Origin of the sequence: Nocardia sp. CA-151230, from assembly GCF_050942175.1 — a bacterium.
In the GTDB taxonomy this organism is placed as follows: domain Bacteria; phylum Actinomycetota; class Actinomycetes; order Mycobacteriales; family Mycobacteriaceae; genus Nocardia.
The window spans coordinates 2,018,956-2,036,494 of the sequence record NZ_CP192061.1; the positions used below are offsets into that span (position 1 = coordinate 2,018,956).

Genomic DNA, 17,539 nt, shown 5'->3' on the forward strand with positions numbered 1-17,539 from the left:
ATTCATGATCAACGTAGATAAGAGTCATCTTGATTATGCGCCCTGACGCGTGGAACAACCGCGTTCCGAATCACGGTTAGTCATGACGGAAGGGAGCAGTCATGCAGTACGTGGAGGCGGGTATCGAAACCGCCGATGTCGTCATCGTCGGATCGGGCTTCGGTGGTCTCGCCGCTGCGAAGCAGTTGAACAAGTCGGGTGTTCGTTACGTCCTGATCTCGGGTACGCCCGAGCATCTCTTCCAGCCACTCCTCTATCAGGTAGCAACGGGTGTGCTGGCATCGGACGAGATCGCGCCTCCCATGGCCAATATCCTGCGCAACCACAAGAACGGCGAGGTGCGGCTGGGCAAGGTCACCGCCATCGACGCCTCCAATGCGGTCCTCACCTACGAGACATCCGAGGGTCCGCGCCGGATCCGGTACGGCAAGCTCATCGCCGCCACCGGCGCCAGCCAGTCGTACTTCGGCCGCGACGACTTCGCGGACAAGACGTTCTCGCTCAAGACCATCGACGACGCCCGCAACCTGCGCGCGCAGATCCAGCGCGTCTTCGAGCAGGCCAAGGGCGCCGACCCGGAGACCCGCCGCCGGTTGCTGAGCTTCGTGGTGGTCGGCGCGGGCGCGACCGGCGTCGAGGTCGCCGGTCAGCTCAAGGAACTCGCGAAGAGGTATTACCACCAGGAGGACACCGTCACCCTGGTGGAGGGCGCGGGCGTGGTGCTGCCGCCCTTCGGCGGCGGGCTGTCGGCATATGCCAAGGAGTCGCTGGAACGCAGCGGCGTCGAGGTGCTGGTCGACACCTTCGTGACCGACATCGAGGACGGCAAGGTCACCGTCAAGAGCAAGGACGGCGTGGAGCGCCGCATCGCCGCCGAGACCGTGGTGTGGTCGGCGGGCGTGCAGGCCGGCGGCTTCGCCCAGGTGCTGGCCGAGGCCACCGGCTGCGAGACCGACCGTGCCGGACGTCTGCTCATCAACCCCGACTGCACGGTGGGCGGCCACGCCGACATCTTCGCCATCGGTGACATGACCTACCTGAACGGCTATCCCGGCCAGTCGCCGGTGGCCATGCAGGAGGGCCGCCACGTCGCCGACATCATCCGTGGCAAGAAGCCCGCGGCCACCCCGTTCAACTACTGGGACAAGGGCTCGATGGCGGTGATCAGCCGCTTCAGCGCGGTCACCAAGCTGAACGACAAGGTCAAGTTCACCGGCCTCATCGCCTGGGTGGCCTGGCTCGCGGTGCACATCTACTACCTGGTCGGCTTCCGCAACCGCTTCGCCGCGGTGCTGTCGTGGCTGGTCGCCTTCATCGGCAGCGGCCGGCCCGGCTTCAACGAGGTCGAAAAGGCCTCGGCCGCAAAGACTCCGGAGAAGTCACCGGTAGCGGCCTGACCGCACGAACGACACGAGCCGCCCGGCGCCGGCGCCGGGCGGCTCGTTCCCGTTGTGGGGCAAGGTTAACCTGCGACTATGGCTGTTCCTACAACTCGACTGCTGGTGCTGGCGGTGGTGCGCCTGCTCCAGCCCGTGCACGGCTACGACGTGCGCCGCGAATTGCTGTCCTGGCATGCCGACGACTGGGCCAACGTGAAGCCCGGCTCGGTGTACGGGGCGCTGAACACGCTGGAGCGGGACGGTCTCATCTCGGTGGAGGGTGTCGGGCAGGAGGGGGCGCGGCCGGAGCGGCGCACGTATCGGCTGACTCCGGAGGGGGAGAAGGAGTTCGGGGAGATGCTGCGTGAGTCGCTGTTCGCGGCCGACCAGCTCAAGCATCCGTATTTCGCGACGGTGTCGCTGTTTCCGCACGCGCCGAAGGTGGATGTGATTGCGGCGCTGCGCAGCCGGATCCTGCAGTTCGAGTCGAATCTGGTCTATCTCGAGCGTGAGGAGGAGCGGATTCTCGCCGGGAGCGGAGATCCGCGGGAGGCGGAGCCGCACCACGTGGCCGACGCGATCAATCTTGCTGCGGCGCATGTGCGCGCGGATCTGGAGTGGTCGCGCCGGACCCTGCAGCGGATCGAGAGCGGAGAGCTGGATGCCTGGTCGGGGACCATGGGCGGCGCCCCGGTCCCGCCTCCGGTGAAGTAGTGTCGCCGCTCCCGGCAAAGTAATCAAGTTTTAATAGTCAAGCTTGACTATGCGGGTGGGTCGTTTCTACCGTTGAGGCGTGGAAACGACATCACCCGTCCGCGGCGCACCCACCGACCCGGTCATCCGGGTCCGTGGATTGGCCCGGACCTTCAAGACCAAAACCGGTGACGTGCAAGCGGTCACGGGTATCGACTTCGACGTGCGCTACGGCGAGATCATCGGACTGCTCGGCCCCAACGGGGCGGGCAAGACCACCACCCTGCGGATGATCTCGACGCTGCTGGCGCCCACCGCGGGTGAGGCCACCGTGGTCGGTGCCGACCTGCGCGCCGAGCCGCGGACGGTGCGCTCCCGCATCGGCTATGTGCCGCAGGGCGGATCGACCAACGAGACCGAACTGGTCGAGGACGAATTGATCCTGCAGGCAAGGCTTTTCGGGCTGTCCAAGGCCGAGGCCAGGCGCAATGCCGCCGACCTGGCCAAGGCGCTCGAATTCGACGGGTTGGAACGTCGCCGGTGCGGGCAGCTCTCCGGCGGGCAGCGTCGGCGGGTGGATATCGGGCTCGGTCTCGTGCACCGGCCCACGCTCATCTACCTCGACGAACCCACCACCGGGCTGGATCCGCAGAGTCGGGCCAACCTGTGGGACCACATCCGGCGGCTGCGCGACGAGGGCACCACCGTCGTGCTCACCACCCACTATCTGGAGGAGGCGGACGCGCTCTGCGATCGCATCCTGGTGATGGATCACGGCGCCATCGTCGCCGAAGGCACCCCCGACGAGCTGAAGCGGCGCATCTCCGGCGACGTGATAAGCCTCGAAATCGAGTCCGGCAGTGCCGATCTGGCCCTGGAGGTCGCCGCCGAGGCGCTCGAACTGCGCTCCCGGCTACGCACCGAGGGGCACGAGAACGGCCATGCCGGAAAGAGTCTCGTGCATCTCACCGTCGAACACGGTGACGCCGCGGTGGTTCCGCTGCTGAGGGCGCTCGGCGACAAGGGCATCACGCCCGGCGCGCTCACGGTCAAGCGTCCCAGCCTCGACGATGTGTTCCTCACGCTCACCGGGCGTTCACTCCGGGAAGGAGACCGGTCATGACATTCCTGCGCGACACCGGACTGATCTACTGGTCCCAGATCCGGGCCAATCTGCGCAATCCGGTCTGGGTGATCATCGGCCTGATGCAGCCGATCATCTACCTGGTCCTGTTCGGCCCCCTGGTGAAGGGCATCGCCCCGTCGCTGGGCCCGGGCGCGGATCCGTGGAAGATCCTCACCCCGGCGCTGGTCATCCAGATCGGTTTGTTCGGAGCATTGTTCGTCGGCTTCGGCATCGTGGCGGAATGGCGCGCGGGCGTCATCGAACGGCAGCGGGTGACTCCCGCATCGCGCGGCGCGCTGCTGCTGGGCCGGGTGCTCAAGGATATGACGGTGCTGCTGGTGCAGGCCCTGGTGCTGGTCGGGGTGGCCACGGCGGTCTTCGGGCTGCGGCCGAATCCGGGCGGCCTGGTGCTGTCGCTGCTGCTGATCGCGGTCATGGGTGCGGGTCTGGCGTCCGCGTCCTATGCGCTGGGCCTGTGGGCGCGCTCGGAGGACACCCTGGCCTCGCTGCTGAACTCGGTGTCGGTGCCGATCATGCTGCTGTCGGGCATCCTGCTGCCGATGACGGTGGGGCCGAAGTGGCTGCAGGACATCGCGAAGGTGAATCCGTTCTCGCACACCGTGGACGCGGCGCGGGCGCTGTTCCGCGGTGACTTCGGGGCGCACGAGGTCTATGTCGGCACCGCCGTCACCATCGTGGTCTCGCTGCTGCTGATCCTGGTCGCCTCCCGCAGCTTCGCTCGGGAGAACGCCTGACCCGGGCGGCTCTTCGCTGCCGGAGAAATGTTGTTGACCTGAACAGAGGTTCAGGTTTCACGATGGCTGTATGCCTGAAAACACGAAAAGGGCCCTGATCACCGGGGCGTCGGCGGGCTTCGGCCGGGCGGTCGCGCTCGCGCTCGCCGAACGGGATTGGGAGCTGATCCTCGTCGCTCGCGGCGCGGATCGGCTCGACAGGGTGCGGGCCGCGACCGGCGCGCACGCCATCGCGGGAGATGTCGCCGACCCGGCGGTGCGCGAGCGCATCGCCGAGGCCGTCGGCTCCGGCCGGCTGGATCTGGTGCTCAACAATGCCAGCGCACTGGGTCCGAGCCCGCTCCCGACCCTGGACCGCTACCCGCTGGACGAACTCGCCACCGTCCTCGACACCAATGTGATTGCACCCCTGGCGATTCTGCAGCTCACCCTGACCGCACTCCGGGCCTCCGACGGCGTGGTGGTGGACATCAGCTCCGACGCCGCCGTCGGCGGCTACGAGGGCTGGGGCGGCTACGGCGCCTCCAAGGCCGCACTGGACCAGCTCACCAACGTGCTCGCCGCCGAGAATCCCCAGCTGCGCATCTACAGTTTCGATCCCGGCGACATGCGCACCGAGATGCACCAGGCCGCCTTCCCTGGAGAGGACATCTCCGACCGTCCGGAACCGGAAACCGTCGTCCCCGCCCTGCTGCGCCTTCTCGAGTCACGCCCGCCGAGTGGCCGCTACCTCGCGTCCGAACTGTCGGTGGCGTCATGACCCTCGGCATGGAGGAACTCGCGTTCACCCTGCCCGACGAGCTGTCGGCGACCAGCCCGCCCGAGGCGCGCGGCCTGGCGCGTGACGAGGTCCGGATGCTGGTATGCGACGCCGGGACGGTCACCCACGCGCGGTTCCGGGAGCTGCCGAGGTTCCTGCGCGCCGGAGACCTTGTGGTGGTGAACAATTCGGCCATGCTCAGCGCCGCGGTGGACGCACGGTACGGCGATGCGGCCGCGGTGCTGCACTTCTCGACCTGGCTCGACGACGGCCGCTGGGTGGTCGAACTGCGCGACCCCGCGGGCGTGCCGTGGCGTGGGCCGGCGCTGAAACCGGGTGCGCGCATTACCCTTCCGCCCGGGCACATCGCCACCGTGCGCACCCGTTGGCTGCGCGGCAGCGACCGCCTGTGGGCCGCGGACGTCGAGACCGCGTCCGATCATGATGCCGTCGGGAATCCGGCTGCCGTCGGGGTCCGGGGCGCTGCCGATGCGGGCCGCGGTGACGGGGCCGAGAGAGCTGGGGCGGATGTGCGGGCACTGCTTGCCCGGTACGGCCGCCCGATCTCCTACTCCTACCTCGCGGGGCGGTGGTCGGCCGCCTACTATCGGACGGTCTTCGGGCTCGAGCCGGGCAGTGCCGAAATGCCCAGTGCGGGGCGGCCTTTCACCGAGGCGCTGGTGACCGAGCTGGTGGCGGGCGGGGTGGGGTTCGCGCCGATCACGCTGCACACCGGGGTGTCCTCACCGGAGTCCGGGGAGCCGCCGAGCCCGGAGCGGTTCGCGGTGCCCGAGATGACGGCGCGGCTGGTCAATGCCACGCATGCGGCGGGCGGCCGGGTGGTGGCGGTGGGGACCACGGTTACCCGGGCGCTCGAAACCGCCACCGCCGCAGACGGTCTGGTACGTCCGATGACGGGCTGGACCGAGTTGGTGCTCGACGGGAATCGTCCCGCACGGGCGGTGGACGGGCTGATCACCGGGTGGCACGCGCCGGGGGCTTCGCATCTGCATCTGCTCGAATCCGTAGCGGGCGGGGCGGTGGTGCGGGAGGCGTACCGGGTGGGGCTCGACTCCGGCTATCTCTGGCACGAATTCGGCGATTCCGCCCTGCTCTTCCGGAACTGACCCGCCGTCGTTCCGGACAGGACCCCCGCGATGCAAGGCTCGCCCGGGGGGCGTAGGCTGATTTCTTCCGCGTTGCCGACCGCTCGCGGACGCGGGTCCGGGCTCGCCGCAACGTCTTCCGGGCTCGCCGCGCGGCCTTCCGGAGCCGCCGGTACCCCGCCGGGATACGAGCATTTGTCCTGGTAGAGAACGTTGCGAGGCGGTCGGATGAACTCCCGGTGCGGTCTGCGCCGCGTTCACCGGACTGGCATCGGCAGGTAATCCGGCGGTCGCTCCAGCGCAGTCTGGGACTGGCTTGATCAAGCCTATGACCACCATGGCAGCGTCGAATTCCAGCCTGCTGGCAGCCGCGTCGAAGCCCGCCCCGGAAGCACCCCGCACCACCGGACGGTCCCAGTACTCCCTGGTCGTCTCCTCCGATGCCGAGCACCGCGAGGCCGCACAGCGGCTGCGCTACCAGGTGTTCGCCAATGAGCCGGGCTTCACCATCCCCGACAACGGAACCGGCCTGGACGCCGACCGTTTCGACGATCACTGCGATCACCTGCTGGTGCGCGACGAGCTCACCGAGCAGTTCGTCGGCTGCTACCGCATGCTGCCCCCGGACAAGGTGACCGCCGCCGGCGGCTACTACACCGCCACCGAATTCGACTTGGCCGCCCTGGATCCCGTCGGTCACCGGATCGTGGAGATGGGCCGCGCCTGCGTGGTGCCCGATCACCGCAACGGTTCGGTGCTGACGCTGATGTGGGCGGGCATCCTGCACTACATCCAGCTCACCGGATACGACTGGGTGATGGGCTGCGTGTCGGTGCCGATGCGGATGACGCCCGAGGACGAGCCCGGCGTGAACGTGCGCGGCGTGCGCGACATGCTGCTGCGCAAGCACGCGCTGGAGACGGAACGCCATGTGCGGCCGTACAACCCGGTGGTCGTGGACGGCCGCACCCTCGACGAGCTGGCAGCGCCCGCCCGCCCCAAGCTGCCCCCGCTGCTGAGCGGCTACCTACGCCTGGGCGCGCAGATCTGCGGCGAGCCCGCCCACGACCCGGACTTCGCGGTGGCCGACTTCGTCGCGCTGCTCGGCCTCGAGACCATCAACACCCGCTACCTGGAGCGCCTGCAGGGCGCGGCCAACAGCCTGGATGCCCGGTGATGCCCCATGATGCCCGCACTGCTCTCCCCCGAGACCGGATCGCTCTCGTGCCCGCCGGCCGAGGCCTCCGCCCACGCCTGGATGCCCCACAGCCCTTGCGGCGCTTCGTGTGTCGACGCTCCCACTGAGGCGGGCACGCTGCGGGTGGCAGCCCGGATCGCCGGCATCGCCGGGGTCCTGCTGAGCTTCCCCATCGCGCACTACGCCACCCCGCGCCGCCGCCGCGCCGGGCTGCAGCGCCGCTATGCGCGAGCCCTGCTGGCCTGCTGCGGAATTCGCGTCCGCATCGTCGACAACCGCACCCCCGAGGACCGTCGCGAGGGCGGTGTGCTGATCGCGGCCCGCCACATCGGCTGGACCGACATCGTGGCCCTCACCGCCCTCGAGCCCATGTCCTTCGTGGCCCGCGCCGACCTGGTCGAGTGGCCGATGCTCGGCGATGTCGCCAAGCGGGTCCGCGTCATCCCGATCGAGCGCGAACGCCTGCGGCAGCTGCCGTCGGTCATCGCGACCATGGCCGACCGCCTGCGCGCAGGCGAGCGCGTCACCTTCTTCCCCGAGGGCACCACCTGGTGCGGCCGCGCCCACGGCAGCCTGCGTCCCGCCCTGTTCCAGGCCGCCATCGACTCCGAGACGCCGGTGCAGCCCATCCGCCTCCGTTACCTCGACCGCGCCGGCGAACTGTCCACCATCCCCGGCTTTGTCGGCATCGACTCGCTGGCGGACTCGTTCCGCCGTGTTCTGCGCTCCAAGGGCGTCGTCGCCGAGATCGCCCTGCAGCCGCAGCTGCTCCCCGACACCGACCGCCACGAGCTGGCCCGCCGCTGCGAACAGACCCTGGAGGGCGACACCGTCGCCCGCGCCTTCACCGACGTCATCCACGGCTCCGAACACCTCGAGGCCGTCGGCACGGGCGCGGTTCGACGTGCGGAGGCACCGCGGGCAACCGTCGGGAAGTGACTCGCCCGCGAGTGGCCCGGGACTGATCAGGAATCGAGAAGCGCTGGTCAGTGCAGCGACCGTAGCGTTGCCGGCATGACTTCCATCGAGAACATCACCCTCGACGTCGCGGACATCGACGCCGCGGCCACCTTCTACTCCACCGCGTTCGGGCTGGACTCGCAGCTGCTGGGCTTCCGGGCCACCGCGGAGCCCAGCACCGGATTCCGCGGGTACACGCTGTCGCTGACGGTGGCCCAGCCGGCCGACGCCGACGCCTATCTGGATGCGTCGCTGGCGGCGGGCGCGACCTCGCTCAAGCCCGCGGCCAAGTCGATGTGGGGTTACGGTGGCGTGGTCCAGGCCCCGGACGGCGCGATCTGGAAGGTCGCGACCTCGTCGAAGAAGAACAGCGGTCCGGCGGCCAAGCGCTTCGACTCCATGGTGTTGCTGCTGGGCGTGGAGAACATCGGTGCGAGCAAGCGCTTCTATGTCGAGCAGGGGCTGCCGGTGGCCAAGAGCTTCGGGCCCATGTACGTGGAGTTCGACACCGGCTCGAGCCCGGTGAAGCTGGCCCTGTACAAGCGTCGCGCCCTGGCCAAGGACGCCGGGGTCTCCTCCGAAGGCAGCGGGTCCCACCGCCTCGTGGTCGGCGGCGCTGCGACCTTCACCGATCCGGACGGATTCGCCTGGGAGACCGCGTCCCAGCATGCCGCCCGCTGACTCGTCACCGTTTCCACGGGCGGTTGCCCGCCCCACCGGAACGCCGTCGGCATGTTCGGTGAAGCGGAGCAAATTAGGGGCTTCGGGTGAGGACTCGGTGCATTAGGGGCTTGGGCAGGCGTCCAGTTTCAAATGCGCCTGAATCGGCATAGTTCGCGCGGTCAGGGGCGATTTGTCGGTAACACACCAACCCGTCTGTTCGACGGGAAGGCAACCGAACAACAACGTCTGGAAGCGAATTCGAAAATGTCGGCTAGGACATTCCCGGTCATGGTGGTAGCAGCGGCCGCAGTCGCACTATGGGCGCCGCTGGCCGGCGCGGACCCGACCGCCACGACACAGCCCGCCCCGGGCGCCGGCCTCGGTGTGGACGTCGGCATCGGACCCGGAGGGGTGAACGTGGGCGTCGACGTGCAAGGCGGAGTCGGCGGCAATGCCGGTGCGTCCGTGCAGCCGAGCGCCGGCGCGAATGCCGGCGGCGGTGTGCAGGTCGGCGGTGGCGCGCAGGCCGGTGGCAACACGGGCGGCGGCGTGCAGGTCGGAGGGGGTGTGCAGACCGGCGGCAATGCCGGTGGTGGCGTGCAGGTCGGCGGCGGTACGCAGACCGGCGGTGATGCGAATGGTGGCGTGCAGGTCGGCGGGGGTGTGCAGACCGGTGGCAATGCCGGTGGTGGCGTGCAGGTCGGCGGCGGTACGCAGACCGGCGGAGATGCGAATGGCGGTGTACAGATCGGCGGCGGCACCCAGGTCGGCGGCGATGCCAATGGTGGCGTGCAGATCGGCGGTGGCACCCAGGTCGGCGGTGACGCGAATGGTGGCGTGCAGGTCGGAGGAGGCGTCCAGACCGGTGGCAATGCCAACGGTGGCGTGCAGATCGGCGGCGGCACCCAGGTCGGCGGTGACGCGAATGGTGGCGTGCAGATCGGCGGCGGTACGCAGATCGGTGGCAATGCCGGTGGTGGCGTACAGGTCGGCGGCGGTACCCAGATCGGTGGAAACGCCGGTGGCGGAGTACAGGCCGGCGGGAACACCGACATCGGCGGTAGCGCACTGGGCGGCATCGACCTGGTGACGGCCGGCGCGGCGGCGGCAGGTGCGGACACCGTGTACGGCATGGCGATTCCGGTGGGTGCGACCACCGGCATCCCGGGCGGCACAGCGGTCACCGATCAGGTTCCGCCGGGTGGCTACGTGATTCCCAAGGGCGCGCCCGAAACCGGCGCGGGCGGCATGGCCGCCCAGGTGAGCGCGCAGTGAGCACCGCGAACGGAAACGCTTTGGGCGCGTTGAGAATCCGTCGACCACTACGTGGTGCGCTCGTCGCCGTGGTGGCGATCATCCTGGCCCTGGTGACCGGTTGTTCGTCCTCCGGCACGACCCATTCGGCCGCGAGCACGACCACCGCGGCCGCGTCCGCCTCCGGGGTGAAGACGGCGGCCGCGATCAGCCGGTCCACTCCGGTATCGTTCGACATCGCCTCGATCAAGGCCTCGGGGTCGCTGATCGCGGTGGGGCTCAATGCCGATGGCTCGGTCCAGGTGCCTTCCGACTACCTGCAGGCCGGCTGGTATCAGCAGGGTCCCGCGCCGGGGGAGCAGGGCTCGGCGGTCATCCTCGGCCACGTCGACTCCTACAAGGGCACCGGCGTCTTCTTCTATCTGAAGAAGGTGAAGCCGGGCGACATGATCGACGTGAAGCGCGCGGACGGCAAGACCGCGCACTTCAAGGTCACCGATGTCCGCATGTACCTGAAATCGCAGTTCCCCGACCAGCTCGTCTTCGGTCCCCGCGGCGGCGCGACGCTGCAGGTGGTCACGTGTGGCGGCCAGTTCGACCAGGCTGCCAAGAGTTACGAGTCCAACGTGGTGGTCTTCTCGTCCCTCGATTCGGTGACCTAGCCGGCGCTCCGGGCGCGCGGCGGTCCTGTGAGTCTGCTGTGGCCCTGATTGTCCGAATCTCGGCGTGTCGCGCTGTCGCGGCCGCTGTGCCTCGGCAATGTTGCTGGCAGAGAACATGTTTCGGTGCATCCGAGGGTGGCTGATCACGCCACACCGGATTTGCCCGTGGTGACAGGGATTGGCTACGTTCCCGTGCGCACCATTCGGATCGACCGGCAGAGGTGGGACATGCAGAAATTCGCGCAGAACCTCGGAACGATCGGCTACGACGCATTGTCGATCGGGCAGGGAATGCTCGTGATGCTCACCGACATCATCGGTATGGGTGGCAGCGGCAACGCCGGCGCCGGTCAGTACCCGCTCGGCTGATCGAGCAGTGGCCGAACCGTCCCGCAGGTCTTCGTCGGCTGCGGGGCGGTGAGGCGCACCGGGGTCAGTACTCGCCCTTGATGACGAAGTACGAGCCGCGAATGGTGCCGGCCAGCTTCGACTTCTGCCGCGCGAACTTGAACTGCGAGGCGAGCTCCGCGGGGACTTCCATACCGTCGGAGAGCTTGAACCCGACCGCTCGTTTCTTGGCGTCGTCGATGGTGTACATCACGTTGATCGACAGGCCGTTCCGATAGAACACGTAGGCGATTCGAATGTCGTCGACCTGGAAGGCCGTCGCCTCGAGGGGCTTCGAGGAGATGACGAGGGACCGCTCCTCCGCGAGGATCCGGTTCACCCAGTCGATGGTCTGCTGGGCGTTCTCCGCGGGCTCCACCGTGAAGACATGGTCGTACTTGTTCTTGAAGTACCGGGCCTCGTTCGCCCGCAATCCGGCGAGCGCGGGCGCGACCGGCGACGATTCGAGTCCCTCGGTCGAGACGTTCACGAAGTCGACAACATACGGCATGGCGAATTCCTTCACACGAATGTCCGATCAGGTCGGACGGTGCTCTCGAACAGGCCGCCGTAATCCTAGCCGCGCCCGCCCGGCCGATCAGTAACCCGAAGGCGTCACGGGCGTTTCGCGGATGCCTCCCATTCGAAGCCATCCGGGTCGACGAACGAGGTGGTGGCGCCGCCGACCACCGGTCGAGGTCATCGGCCGGCCATCACCTGGCCTTGGTCGCGGACGGGGTGGTGGTCGGCACATCGATCACATCCGGTATCTGGCCGCCGCCGAAAACTGGTACCGAGGTCGTCGAAGTCGGCGGGGTGAGCGGACTGCTGTGGTGGCTGCCGCAGCCCGCGAGGGCCACCACCGACAGCGCAATCGACGCCACTGTGATCAGGTGCTTGGGCACGTATCGACCTTCCGTATGGGATCGGTCGCGGCCGCGCCCCACACCACCCCATTGCCCATGTCTCGGTGCGTGTGCGGTCGACCGCGTTGAAAACCAGGGCCGGTCCGCGAGTCGGTGTCGGCCGCACCGAATTCTGGTGCACCCGGTCCGGCGCTGCACCACCGGTGTCCGAGATCGGCACGTGTGGTCCGCAGTCTGGCACGATCGGAACCCCGGGATGGGGGCGGCGGGAACGTGTTCGGTGTGGTCGATCCGGGTGCGGGCTACGCGGCCGGATCGCGCGGTGCGGTGCTCCGGATCAGGTGGACGACGTCGTACGGGCGCATCGGCCGGGTCGGCCGCAAGGATCGGTAGGTATACCGATCGACCGTGCCCTGCTTCAGGTTTCGCACCAGCAGCGCGTCGCCGTCGTGTTCGTCCTCGACGGGGTCGGTGGCGAAGAATCGTTTGAAGTCCTTCGGCGATCGGGAACAGCAGGTGTCGAAGATCTCGTCGAGGCGCTGCTGCGGAACAATGCCGGGACCCATGACCCGTAGGGCATGGATCACGCGAACGGCGACATCGCGCCAGTTGACCAGCAGTTCTCGCGCGGGCTCGGTCATGATCCATTCGACCAGATTGACCGGGCGGGCCGGACCGAGGTCGGCCGGCGTCAAGCTCGGAATCAGTTGGCGCGCGGGTTCGTTGGCGGCGACGACATCCAAATGGGGGAATCTGATGAAAAAGGCGGGCCCGGAGAACGACTCGAGATGAGCGAGATCCTCGCTGCCGATGGTCCGGGGCCAGGGTTCCGTGCGCAGCGTATCCATGTCACCGAGCGCCAGCGACATGATCCGGCGCAACATCCAATCCGGTGGATTCAGCGCGCGGCACCAGGCCGCCAGACCTTCGGTGCTCGGATTGCGCAGACCCGCCTCCCACTTCCGCAGCGACGACAGCGTGGTCGATGCGGCCAGGGCCACTTCTTCCTGGGTCAGTCCCAGCGCCTCGCGCTGCCGGCGGAGATAGCCCCCGATCTCGGGTCGCTCGCAGACCCACGAGAGCCGGCCGACGTCGCGGTGGACCTGGGTGGGTGGGATCGGGGGAAACGCCGACTGGCCGTGGTGGGGGAGCGAAGGTGCGGCGATCTGCACGGCCAGCCTCTCTATCGAACGTCCTGCGAAGCCTTGCGCGGCCGAGCGGTGTGAATCGGATTCGCTGAAGAACTTTTACCCGACAGGCCGAAATGGCGCACTGTCGGAAAGATCACAGCGTTTGCAACATGAATATTCGCTGATGCCAACGGTTTTCCGACACCTGTCATGCACCGTTTGTTCATTGAAGTTTGGGTAATGGGGCAAAATCGTGAACAGAGCTCCAAAGCTCATAAATTGTGCTGCCTCGGTTGTACGGGCGATGAGCGTGGGCGCCCGGACGGAAGGTGTGACAATTTGTGTCGCTCGGTCAATCGCTCAGCTCACGTTCTGGTGTCGCATTCGGTGCGAAACATGTTTGAGCACAACGGATTCAGTGATATTCCGCGAGGGGGTCAGGGTGGCGACGCGCCGCGGCTGATCGGTGGTAGCTGACTTTTTCCCGTCGGCGGGTGCAGTGGCGTCCTTCGCTGCACCGATCGGCTGATCCAATGCGCCGGTAGTGCTCGATTCTCTTGTTGCGCAGAGATTTTGCTTGATCTCGGGCATATTGTCGCTGCTGTGTTGCGGAGTGCTGGCGAGTGGTGGTGTGCGGTGCGGCGCTGAGTTGCGTGCTGTCCGAGCGCATTGCACAGTCTTGGTCGCCAGAAAGCCCTTTCATAACGAGTTTTGAATTTCCGGCCCCGGTGGCCATCCAGTTCGTCCTCCGCACGGGCGCTGGTGCGGCGACTTATCGCGGAGAAAGAATCCACAGTGGGGACAGCCTTGGACAGCAACGAACCCGATCGGGACGAATCGGACAAATCCGAACCGACCGTCGAGCCGAACGCCGATGCCGTCGATCCGGCGCCGACCGAATTCATCGAGGCCCCGGGGGAACTCGCCGAGGCCCCGGGGAAATGGCAGCTGATGGCTCGCCTGATCGCGTCGCGTCCCGTCCGCCGCCATCTGCCCAAGGTGGCGGCCGGCGCCGCGCTGGCGAGTCTCGTCGTCGGTGTGGTCGCCGCGGCCGAAACGCGGAGCACAGATCAGGCGGCGACGAGTGCCACGTCGACCGAAACGGCGAAGGCATCGGATTCGCAGAGCTACGCCGATCTGACCGCCGGGCAGTCCGGCTCCACCACACCGGAGATCGGTCTCGCCGACAGCTCACTGACCCCGAGCGACGTTCCGGTCCCCACCGACGGCTACACACCCGACGCCGCGGGCGACCCGGTCGCCTCGACCGATCCGGGCACCGACCCCGCATCCGCGACAACGGATCCCGCCCAGGCGACCACCCCGGATACGACCACCAGCGTCCCCGTCACGACCACGGATACTCCGGTCACGACCACGGATACGCCGACCGCGACCGCCGCGCCGAGCGTCTCCATCGACGCGAGCGCGACCCTCTCGTTCCAGGCGGATCAGTCTTCCGATCCGGGCCAAACCGTTCCGCAGTCGGTGACTCCCACATCGGACGCTGCCACCACCACAACGACCGTCACGGTGACCACCGACCCCTCGACGACGACCACTACCGTCCCGTCCACCACCACAATTCCGGTCACCACGACAGCTCCGGTCACCACACCACCGTCGGCAACGACGACGATTCCGGTGGCCACCACGACCCCGGCACCGACGACGACATCGCCGGTGACGACCACGGTTCCCGTGACGACCACGGTGGCGGTGACCCCCGCCCCGGTGACGACGACCGCCCCGCCGCCGACCTCGCCCCACTGCGTCGCAACGCCGCCGCGGAATCAGATGCAGCCACTGGCATCCGCAACCCTCGCGCATCCGCCGACCGCGAAGCCGCAGCCCGCGCCGCCGGCCACCCCGGCGCCGAAGCCGCCCGTGCCCGCGACCTCGAAGCCCCCCGTGCCCCCGACCTCGAAGCCCCCCGTGCCCGCGACCCCGAAGCCGGCCACGCCCTCGACGTCCAAGGCGCCGACGGCCCCGCCTGCCCCTCGTCCGTGCGGCTAGAGGTCCGGAACGAAACCTTGTTCGCACCAGTGAATTTCGCGGAACCATGACGAATTCGTACGTGCCCGGCACGGGTGGCCGGGCAATGGGCGGGGCTCGGTTGCCCCTGTTCATCGCCGCGATCGCGCTCACCGTGGCCGGGTGTGCCGGCGGGCCGGGCCGGGCTCCGGAACCCGCTCCTCCGGGCTTCGGCGGCGCGATCCCGAAAATCCGGCTCGATGCGATGGACAACAAGCTCGACCAGCTTCGCGAGTGGGCTCGCCCGCGGGCCGACAAGGACGGCATCCCGCTCCGCGCGCTGGAGGCGTACGGATACGCCACGGTCGTGCTGGCGAAAGCCCAGCCCGGCTGCCACCTCGGCTGGACCACACTGGCGGGGATCGCCCGGGTGGAAAGCGATCACGCCCGTTTCGGCGGCGCCACCATTGCGGCCGACGGCCTGGTGCAGCCGCCGATTCGCGGTGTGGCCCTCAACGGCACGGGCGGCAATGCCGTCATCCTCGATCCCGCCTCGACCGCGCGGGCCGGACGCACTGTCTACGCCCGCGCCATGGGCCCGTTCCAGTTCATCCCGGACACCTGGAAGCACTGGGGTGTTCGCGCCGGTGCCGACTACCGCGCTCTCGCCGATGCGCTCGAGGCCGCCAAACCCGTTGCCACCGGCGACCTGTCGGGCAACCCGGACAATATCGACGACGCCGCGCTGGCCGCGGGCCGCTACCTGTGTGCCGCCGGCGGCGATCTGGCCACCGCCGCGGGTTGGCGGCAGGCCATCCTCGCCTACAACCACTCCTCGGTCTATGTCGGCCAAGTACGCGCTGCCGCAACAGGGTACGACGCCTGATCGCAGCCTCTCGAGTCCACTTCATTCGCAATAACGCCGTGACACAAGAGTTCTGTGTCACGTGATCAGGAGGAATCCATGTCCCGCAAGAGCATTCGGGTCGCCGCTGCCGCCGGTGCGGTGGCGCTGGTCTGTACCGGTGCCGGTATCGCCCATGCCGCCCCCGGCGGCAAGACCGGTCAGGGCAAGGACGCCGACCATGTGCTGCTGATCTCGATCGACGGGATGCACCAGGCGGACCTGGCGTGGTACGTCAAGCAGCACCCGAACTCCGCGCTGGCCTCGCTGGCGAACAACGGCGCCGAGTACACCAACGCGCAGACCACCAACCCGTCGGACTCCTTCCCCGGCATGGTCGCGCAGTTCACCGGCGCCACCGCGGGACAGTCGGGCGTCTACTACGACGACACCTTCAATCACGACCTGCTGCCCGCCGGTACCACCGACTGCGCCCACACCCCGAAGGGCGCCGAGGTTGCGATGACCGAGGCGATGGACAAGAACCAGAACTCGATCGACGCCGGCCAAGGCCTGGCCGGCCTGCCGGGCAGCGTCCTGGGCATGACGGGCAACCCGGCGACCCTGCTCAACCAGGCGGCCATGCCGGTCGACCCGGCCACCTGCAAGCCGGTCTACCCGAGCCAGTACCTCCAGGTGAACTCGGTCTTCGATGTCCTGCACGCGGCGGGCAAGCTGACCGCCTGGTCGGACAAGCACCCCGCCTACTCGATCCTCGAGGGCAGGGCCGGCAACGCCATCGACGACCTCTTCACCCCGGAGATCAACTCCAATTCCCCGATCGCGGGCCAGGACTGGACCAAGGACGACAAGTCCACCCAGCAGTACGACGGCTACAAGGTGCAGGCCGTACTCAACGAGATCGACGGCTACGACCACAGCCATACCAAGCAGGTCGGTGAGCCGGCCGTCTTCGGCATGAACTTCCAGACCGTCTCCGTCGCGCAGAAGCTGCCGACCTCCGACGGTATGACCGGTGGCTACCAGGCCGACGGCGTGACCCCCGGTGCGCTGCTGTCCGGTGCGCTCGACTACGTCGACGGCCAGCTGGGCAAGCTGCTCGGCGAACTGAAGACCAAGGGCGAGGACAAGAACACCACCGTCATCGTCTCCGCCAAGCACGGCCAGTCGCCCACCAAGCCGAGCGACCTGACCCGCATCGACGACGGCCCGATCATGACCGCCCTGAACGCCGCCTGGAAGGCCAAGCACCCCGAGGCCACCAAGGACCTGGTCGCGTTCAGCGTGAACGACGACGCCATGCTGCTGTGGCTGAACGACCGTTCGCAGGCCGCCGCCGATTTCGCGAAGCAGTGGCTGCTGGCCAACAACGGCACGGGCAACGACATCAGCGGAAACCCGAAGGCGTACACCAAGTCCGGTCTGACCGAGGTGCACGCCGGCGCCGACGCCGCCTCGTACCTCGGTGCCCCGGAGAACGACCCGCGCCACCCCGACCTGGTCGGCGTCGCACAGGTCGGCACCGTCTACACCGGTGGCAAGGGCAAGATCGCCGAGCACGGCGGCGCGAACCCGGCCGACCGCAATGTCCCGCTGCTGGTCTCCGGCCCGGGCGCCAAGAAGGCCGTCGTGACCGACGCCGTGCAGACCACCCAGATCGCCCCGACCATCCTGAAGCTGCTGGACGAGAACCCGCAGAAGCTGGATGCCGCCAAGGCCCACGGCGTGCGCGAGCTGCCGAACCTGGGCTGATCCCGATTC

The 17,539-nt window shown here is 68.2% G+C and carries 19 protein-coding genes; 15 read left to right on the top strand and 4 right to left on the bottom strand.

Annotated features, from left to right (window positions below; genetic code table 11):
* Positions 1-101: 101 nt before the first annotated feature.
* The 12 genes from ACQP1O_RS09020 (at position 102) to ACQP1O_RS09075 (ending at position 10,925) form a co-directional block, all read left to right on the top strand.
* Positions 102-1,397 carry an NAD(P)/FAD-dependent oxidoreductase gene (locus ACQP1O_RS09020; protein WP_433565378.1) on the top strand — a complete coding sequence of 432 codons (1,296 nt, stop codon included), beginning with the start codon at positions 102-104 and terminating at the stop codon, positions 1,395-1,397.
* A 78-nt stretch (positions 1,398-1,475) separates the two neighbouring features.
* The gene (locus ACQP1O_RS09025; protein WP_354835188.1) at positions 1,476-2,093 is read left to right on the top strand and encodes a PadR family transcriptional regulator; all 618 of its coding nucleotides are present in this window, start codon (positions 1,476-1,478) and stop codon (positions 2,091-2,093) included.
* A gap of 79 nt (positions 2,094-2,172) precedes the next feature.
* Positions 2,173-3,195 carry an ATP-binding cassette domain-containing protein gene (locus ACQP1O_RS09030; protein ID WP_433565379.1) on the top strand — a complete coding sequence of 341 codons (1,023 nt, stop codon included), beginning with the start codon at positions 2,173-2,175 and terminating at the stop codon, positions 3,193-3,195.
* A complete protein-coding gene (locus ACQP1O_RS09035) occupies positions 3,192-3,953 on the top strand; it encodes an ABC transporter permease (RefSeq protein WP_433565380.1) in 762 nt (253 codons plus the stop codon). Before ACQP1O_RS09030 ends, ACQP1O_RS09035 begins: the two co-directional genes overlap by 4 nt.
* Before the next feature lie 70 nt (positions 3,954-4,023).
* Positions 4,024-4,713, top strand: coding sequence for an SDR family NAD(P)-dependent oxidoreductase (locus tag ACQP1O_RS09040; RefSeq protein ID WP_379437747.1), 690 nt, complete (start codon positions 4,024-4,026; stop codon positions 4,711-4,713).
* A complete protein-coding gene (locus ACQP1O_RS09045) occupies positions 4,710-5,840 on the top strand; it encodes an S-adenosylmethionine:tRNA ribosyltransferase-isomerase (protein WP_433565381.1) in 1,131 nt (376 codons plus the stop codon). The genes ACQP1O_RS09040 and ACQP1O_RS09045 overlap by 4 nt, the downstream gene beginning before the upstream one ends.
* Before the next feature lie 307 nt (positions 5,841-6,147).
* The gene (locus ACQP1O_RS09050; RefSeq protein WP_379437750.1) at positions 6,148-6,996 is read left to right on the top strand and encodes a GNAT family N-acetyltransferase; all 849 of its coding nucleotides are present in this window, start codon (positions 6,148-6,150) and stop codon (positions 6,994-6,996) included.
* A gap of 6 nt (positions 6,997-7,002) precedes the next feature.
* Complete coding sequence (locus ACQP1O_RS09055) at positions 7,003-7,956, top strand: lysophospholipid acyltransferase family protein (RefSeq protein WP_433565382.1); 954 nt, start codon at positions 7,003-7,005, stop codon at positions 7,954-7,956.
* A gap of 75 nt (positions 7,957-8,031) precedes the next feature.
* Positions 8,032-8,658, top strand: a complete 627-nt coding sequence (locus tag ACQP1O_RS09060; RefSeq protein ID WP_433565383.1) for a glyoxalase — start codon at positions 8,032-8,034, stop codon at positions 8,656-8,658.
* Between the two features lie 270 nt (positions 8,659-8,928).
* Complete coding sequence (locus tag ACQP1O_RS09065; RefSeq protein ID WP_433565384.1) at positions 8,929-9,915, top strand: hypothetical protein; 987 nt, start codon at positions 8,929-8,931, stop codon at positions 9,913-9,915.
* Positions 9,912-10,556 carry a class F sortase gene (locus ACQP1O_RS09070; protein ID WP_433565385.1) on the top strand — a complete coding sequence of 215 codons (645 nt, stop codon included), beginning with the start codon at positions 9,912-9,914 and terminating at the stop codon, positions 10,554-10,556. Before ACQP1O_RS09065 ends, ACQP1O_RS09070 begins: the two co-directional genes overlap by 4 nt.
* Positions 10,557-10,691: 135 nt before the next feature.
* Positions 10,692-10,925: a hypothetical protein gene (locus ACQP1O_RS09075; RefSeq protein ID WP_433565386.1), complete on the top strand. Its 234-nt coding sequence runs from the start codon at positions 10,692-10,694 to the stop codon at positions 10,923-10,925.
* A gap of 64 nt (positions 10,926-10,989) precedes the next feature.
* Here the strand turns inward: ACQP1O_RS09075 and ACQP1O_RS09080 are convergent, their stop codons facing one another.
* The 4 genes from ACQP1O_RS09080 to ACQP1O_RS09095 form a co-directional block, all read right to left on the bottom strand.
* Positions 10,990-11,454, bottom strand: a complete 465-nt coding sequence (locus ACQP1O_RS09080; protein ID WP_433565387.1) for a phage tail protein — start codon at positions 11,452-11,454, stop codon at positions 10,990-10,992.
* 202 nt (positions 11,455-11,656) lie between these two features.
* Positions 11,657-11,848: a hypothetical protein gene (locus ACQP1O_RS09085; RefSeq protein ID WP_433565388.1), complete on the bottom strand. Its 192-nt coding sequence runs from the start codon at positions 11,846-11,848 to the stop codon at positions 11,657-11,659.
* A 263-nt stretch (positions 11,849-12,111) separates the two neighbouring features.
* Positions 12,112-12,981 (bottom strand): helix-turn-helix domain-containing protein, encoded by an 870-nt coding sequence (locus tag ACQP1O_RS09090; RefSeq protein WP_433565389.1) that lies wholly within the window; start codon positions 12,979-12,981, stop codon positions 12,112-12,114.
* Positions 12,982-13,299: 318 nt separating this feature from the next.
* A complete protein-coding gene (locus ACQP1O_RS09095; protein WP_433565390.1) occupies positions 13,300-13,530 on the bottom strand; it encodes a hypothetical protein in 231 nt (76 codons plus the stop codon).
* A 204-nt stretch (positions 13,531-13,734) separates the two neighbouring features.
* Here ACQP1O_RS09095 and ACQP1O_RS09100 point away from each other — a divergent pair, with 204 nt between their 5' ends.
* From ACQP1O_RS09100 to ACQP1O_RS09110, 3 genes are all read left to right on the top strand, one after another.
* Positions 13,735-14,955, top strand: coding sequence for a hypothetical protein (locus ACQP1O_RS09100; RefSeq protein ID WP_433565391.1), 1,221 nt, complete (start codon positions 13,735-13,737; stop codon positions 14,953-14,955).
* 46 nt (positions 14,956-15,001) lie between these two features.
* Positions 15,002-15,799: a murein transglycosylase gene (locus tag ACQP1O_RS09105; RefSeq protein WP_433565392.1), complete on the top strand. Its 798-nt coding sequence runs from the start codon at positions 15,002-15,004 to the stop codon at positions 15,797-15,799.
* Between the two features lie 78 nt (positions 15,800-15,877).
* Positions 15,878-17,530, top strand: a complete 1,653-nt coding sequence (locus ACQP1O_RS09110) for an alkaline phosphatase family protein (RefSeq protein WP_433565393.1) — start codon at positions 15,878-15,880, stop codon at positions 17,528-17,530.
* The last annotated feature ends 9 nt before the right edge of the window (positions 17,531-17,539 follow it).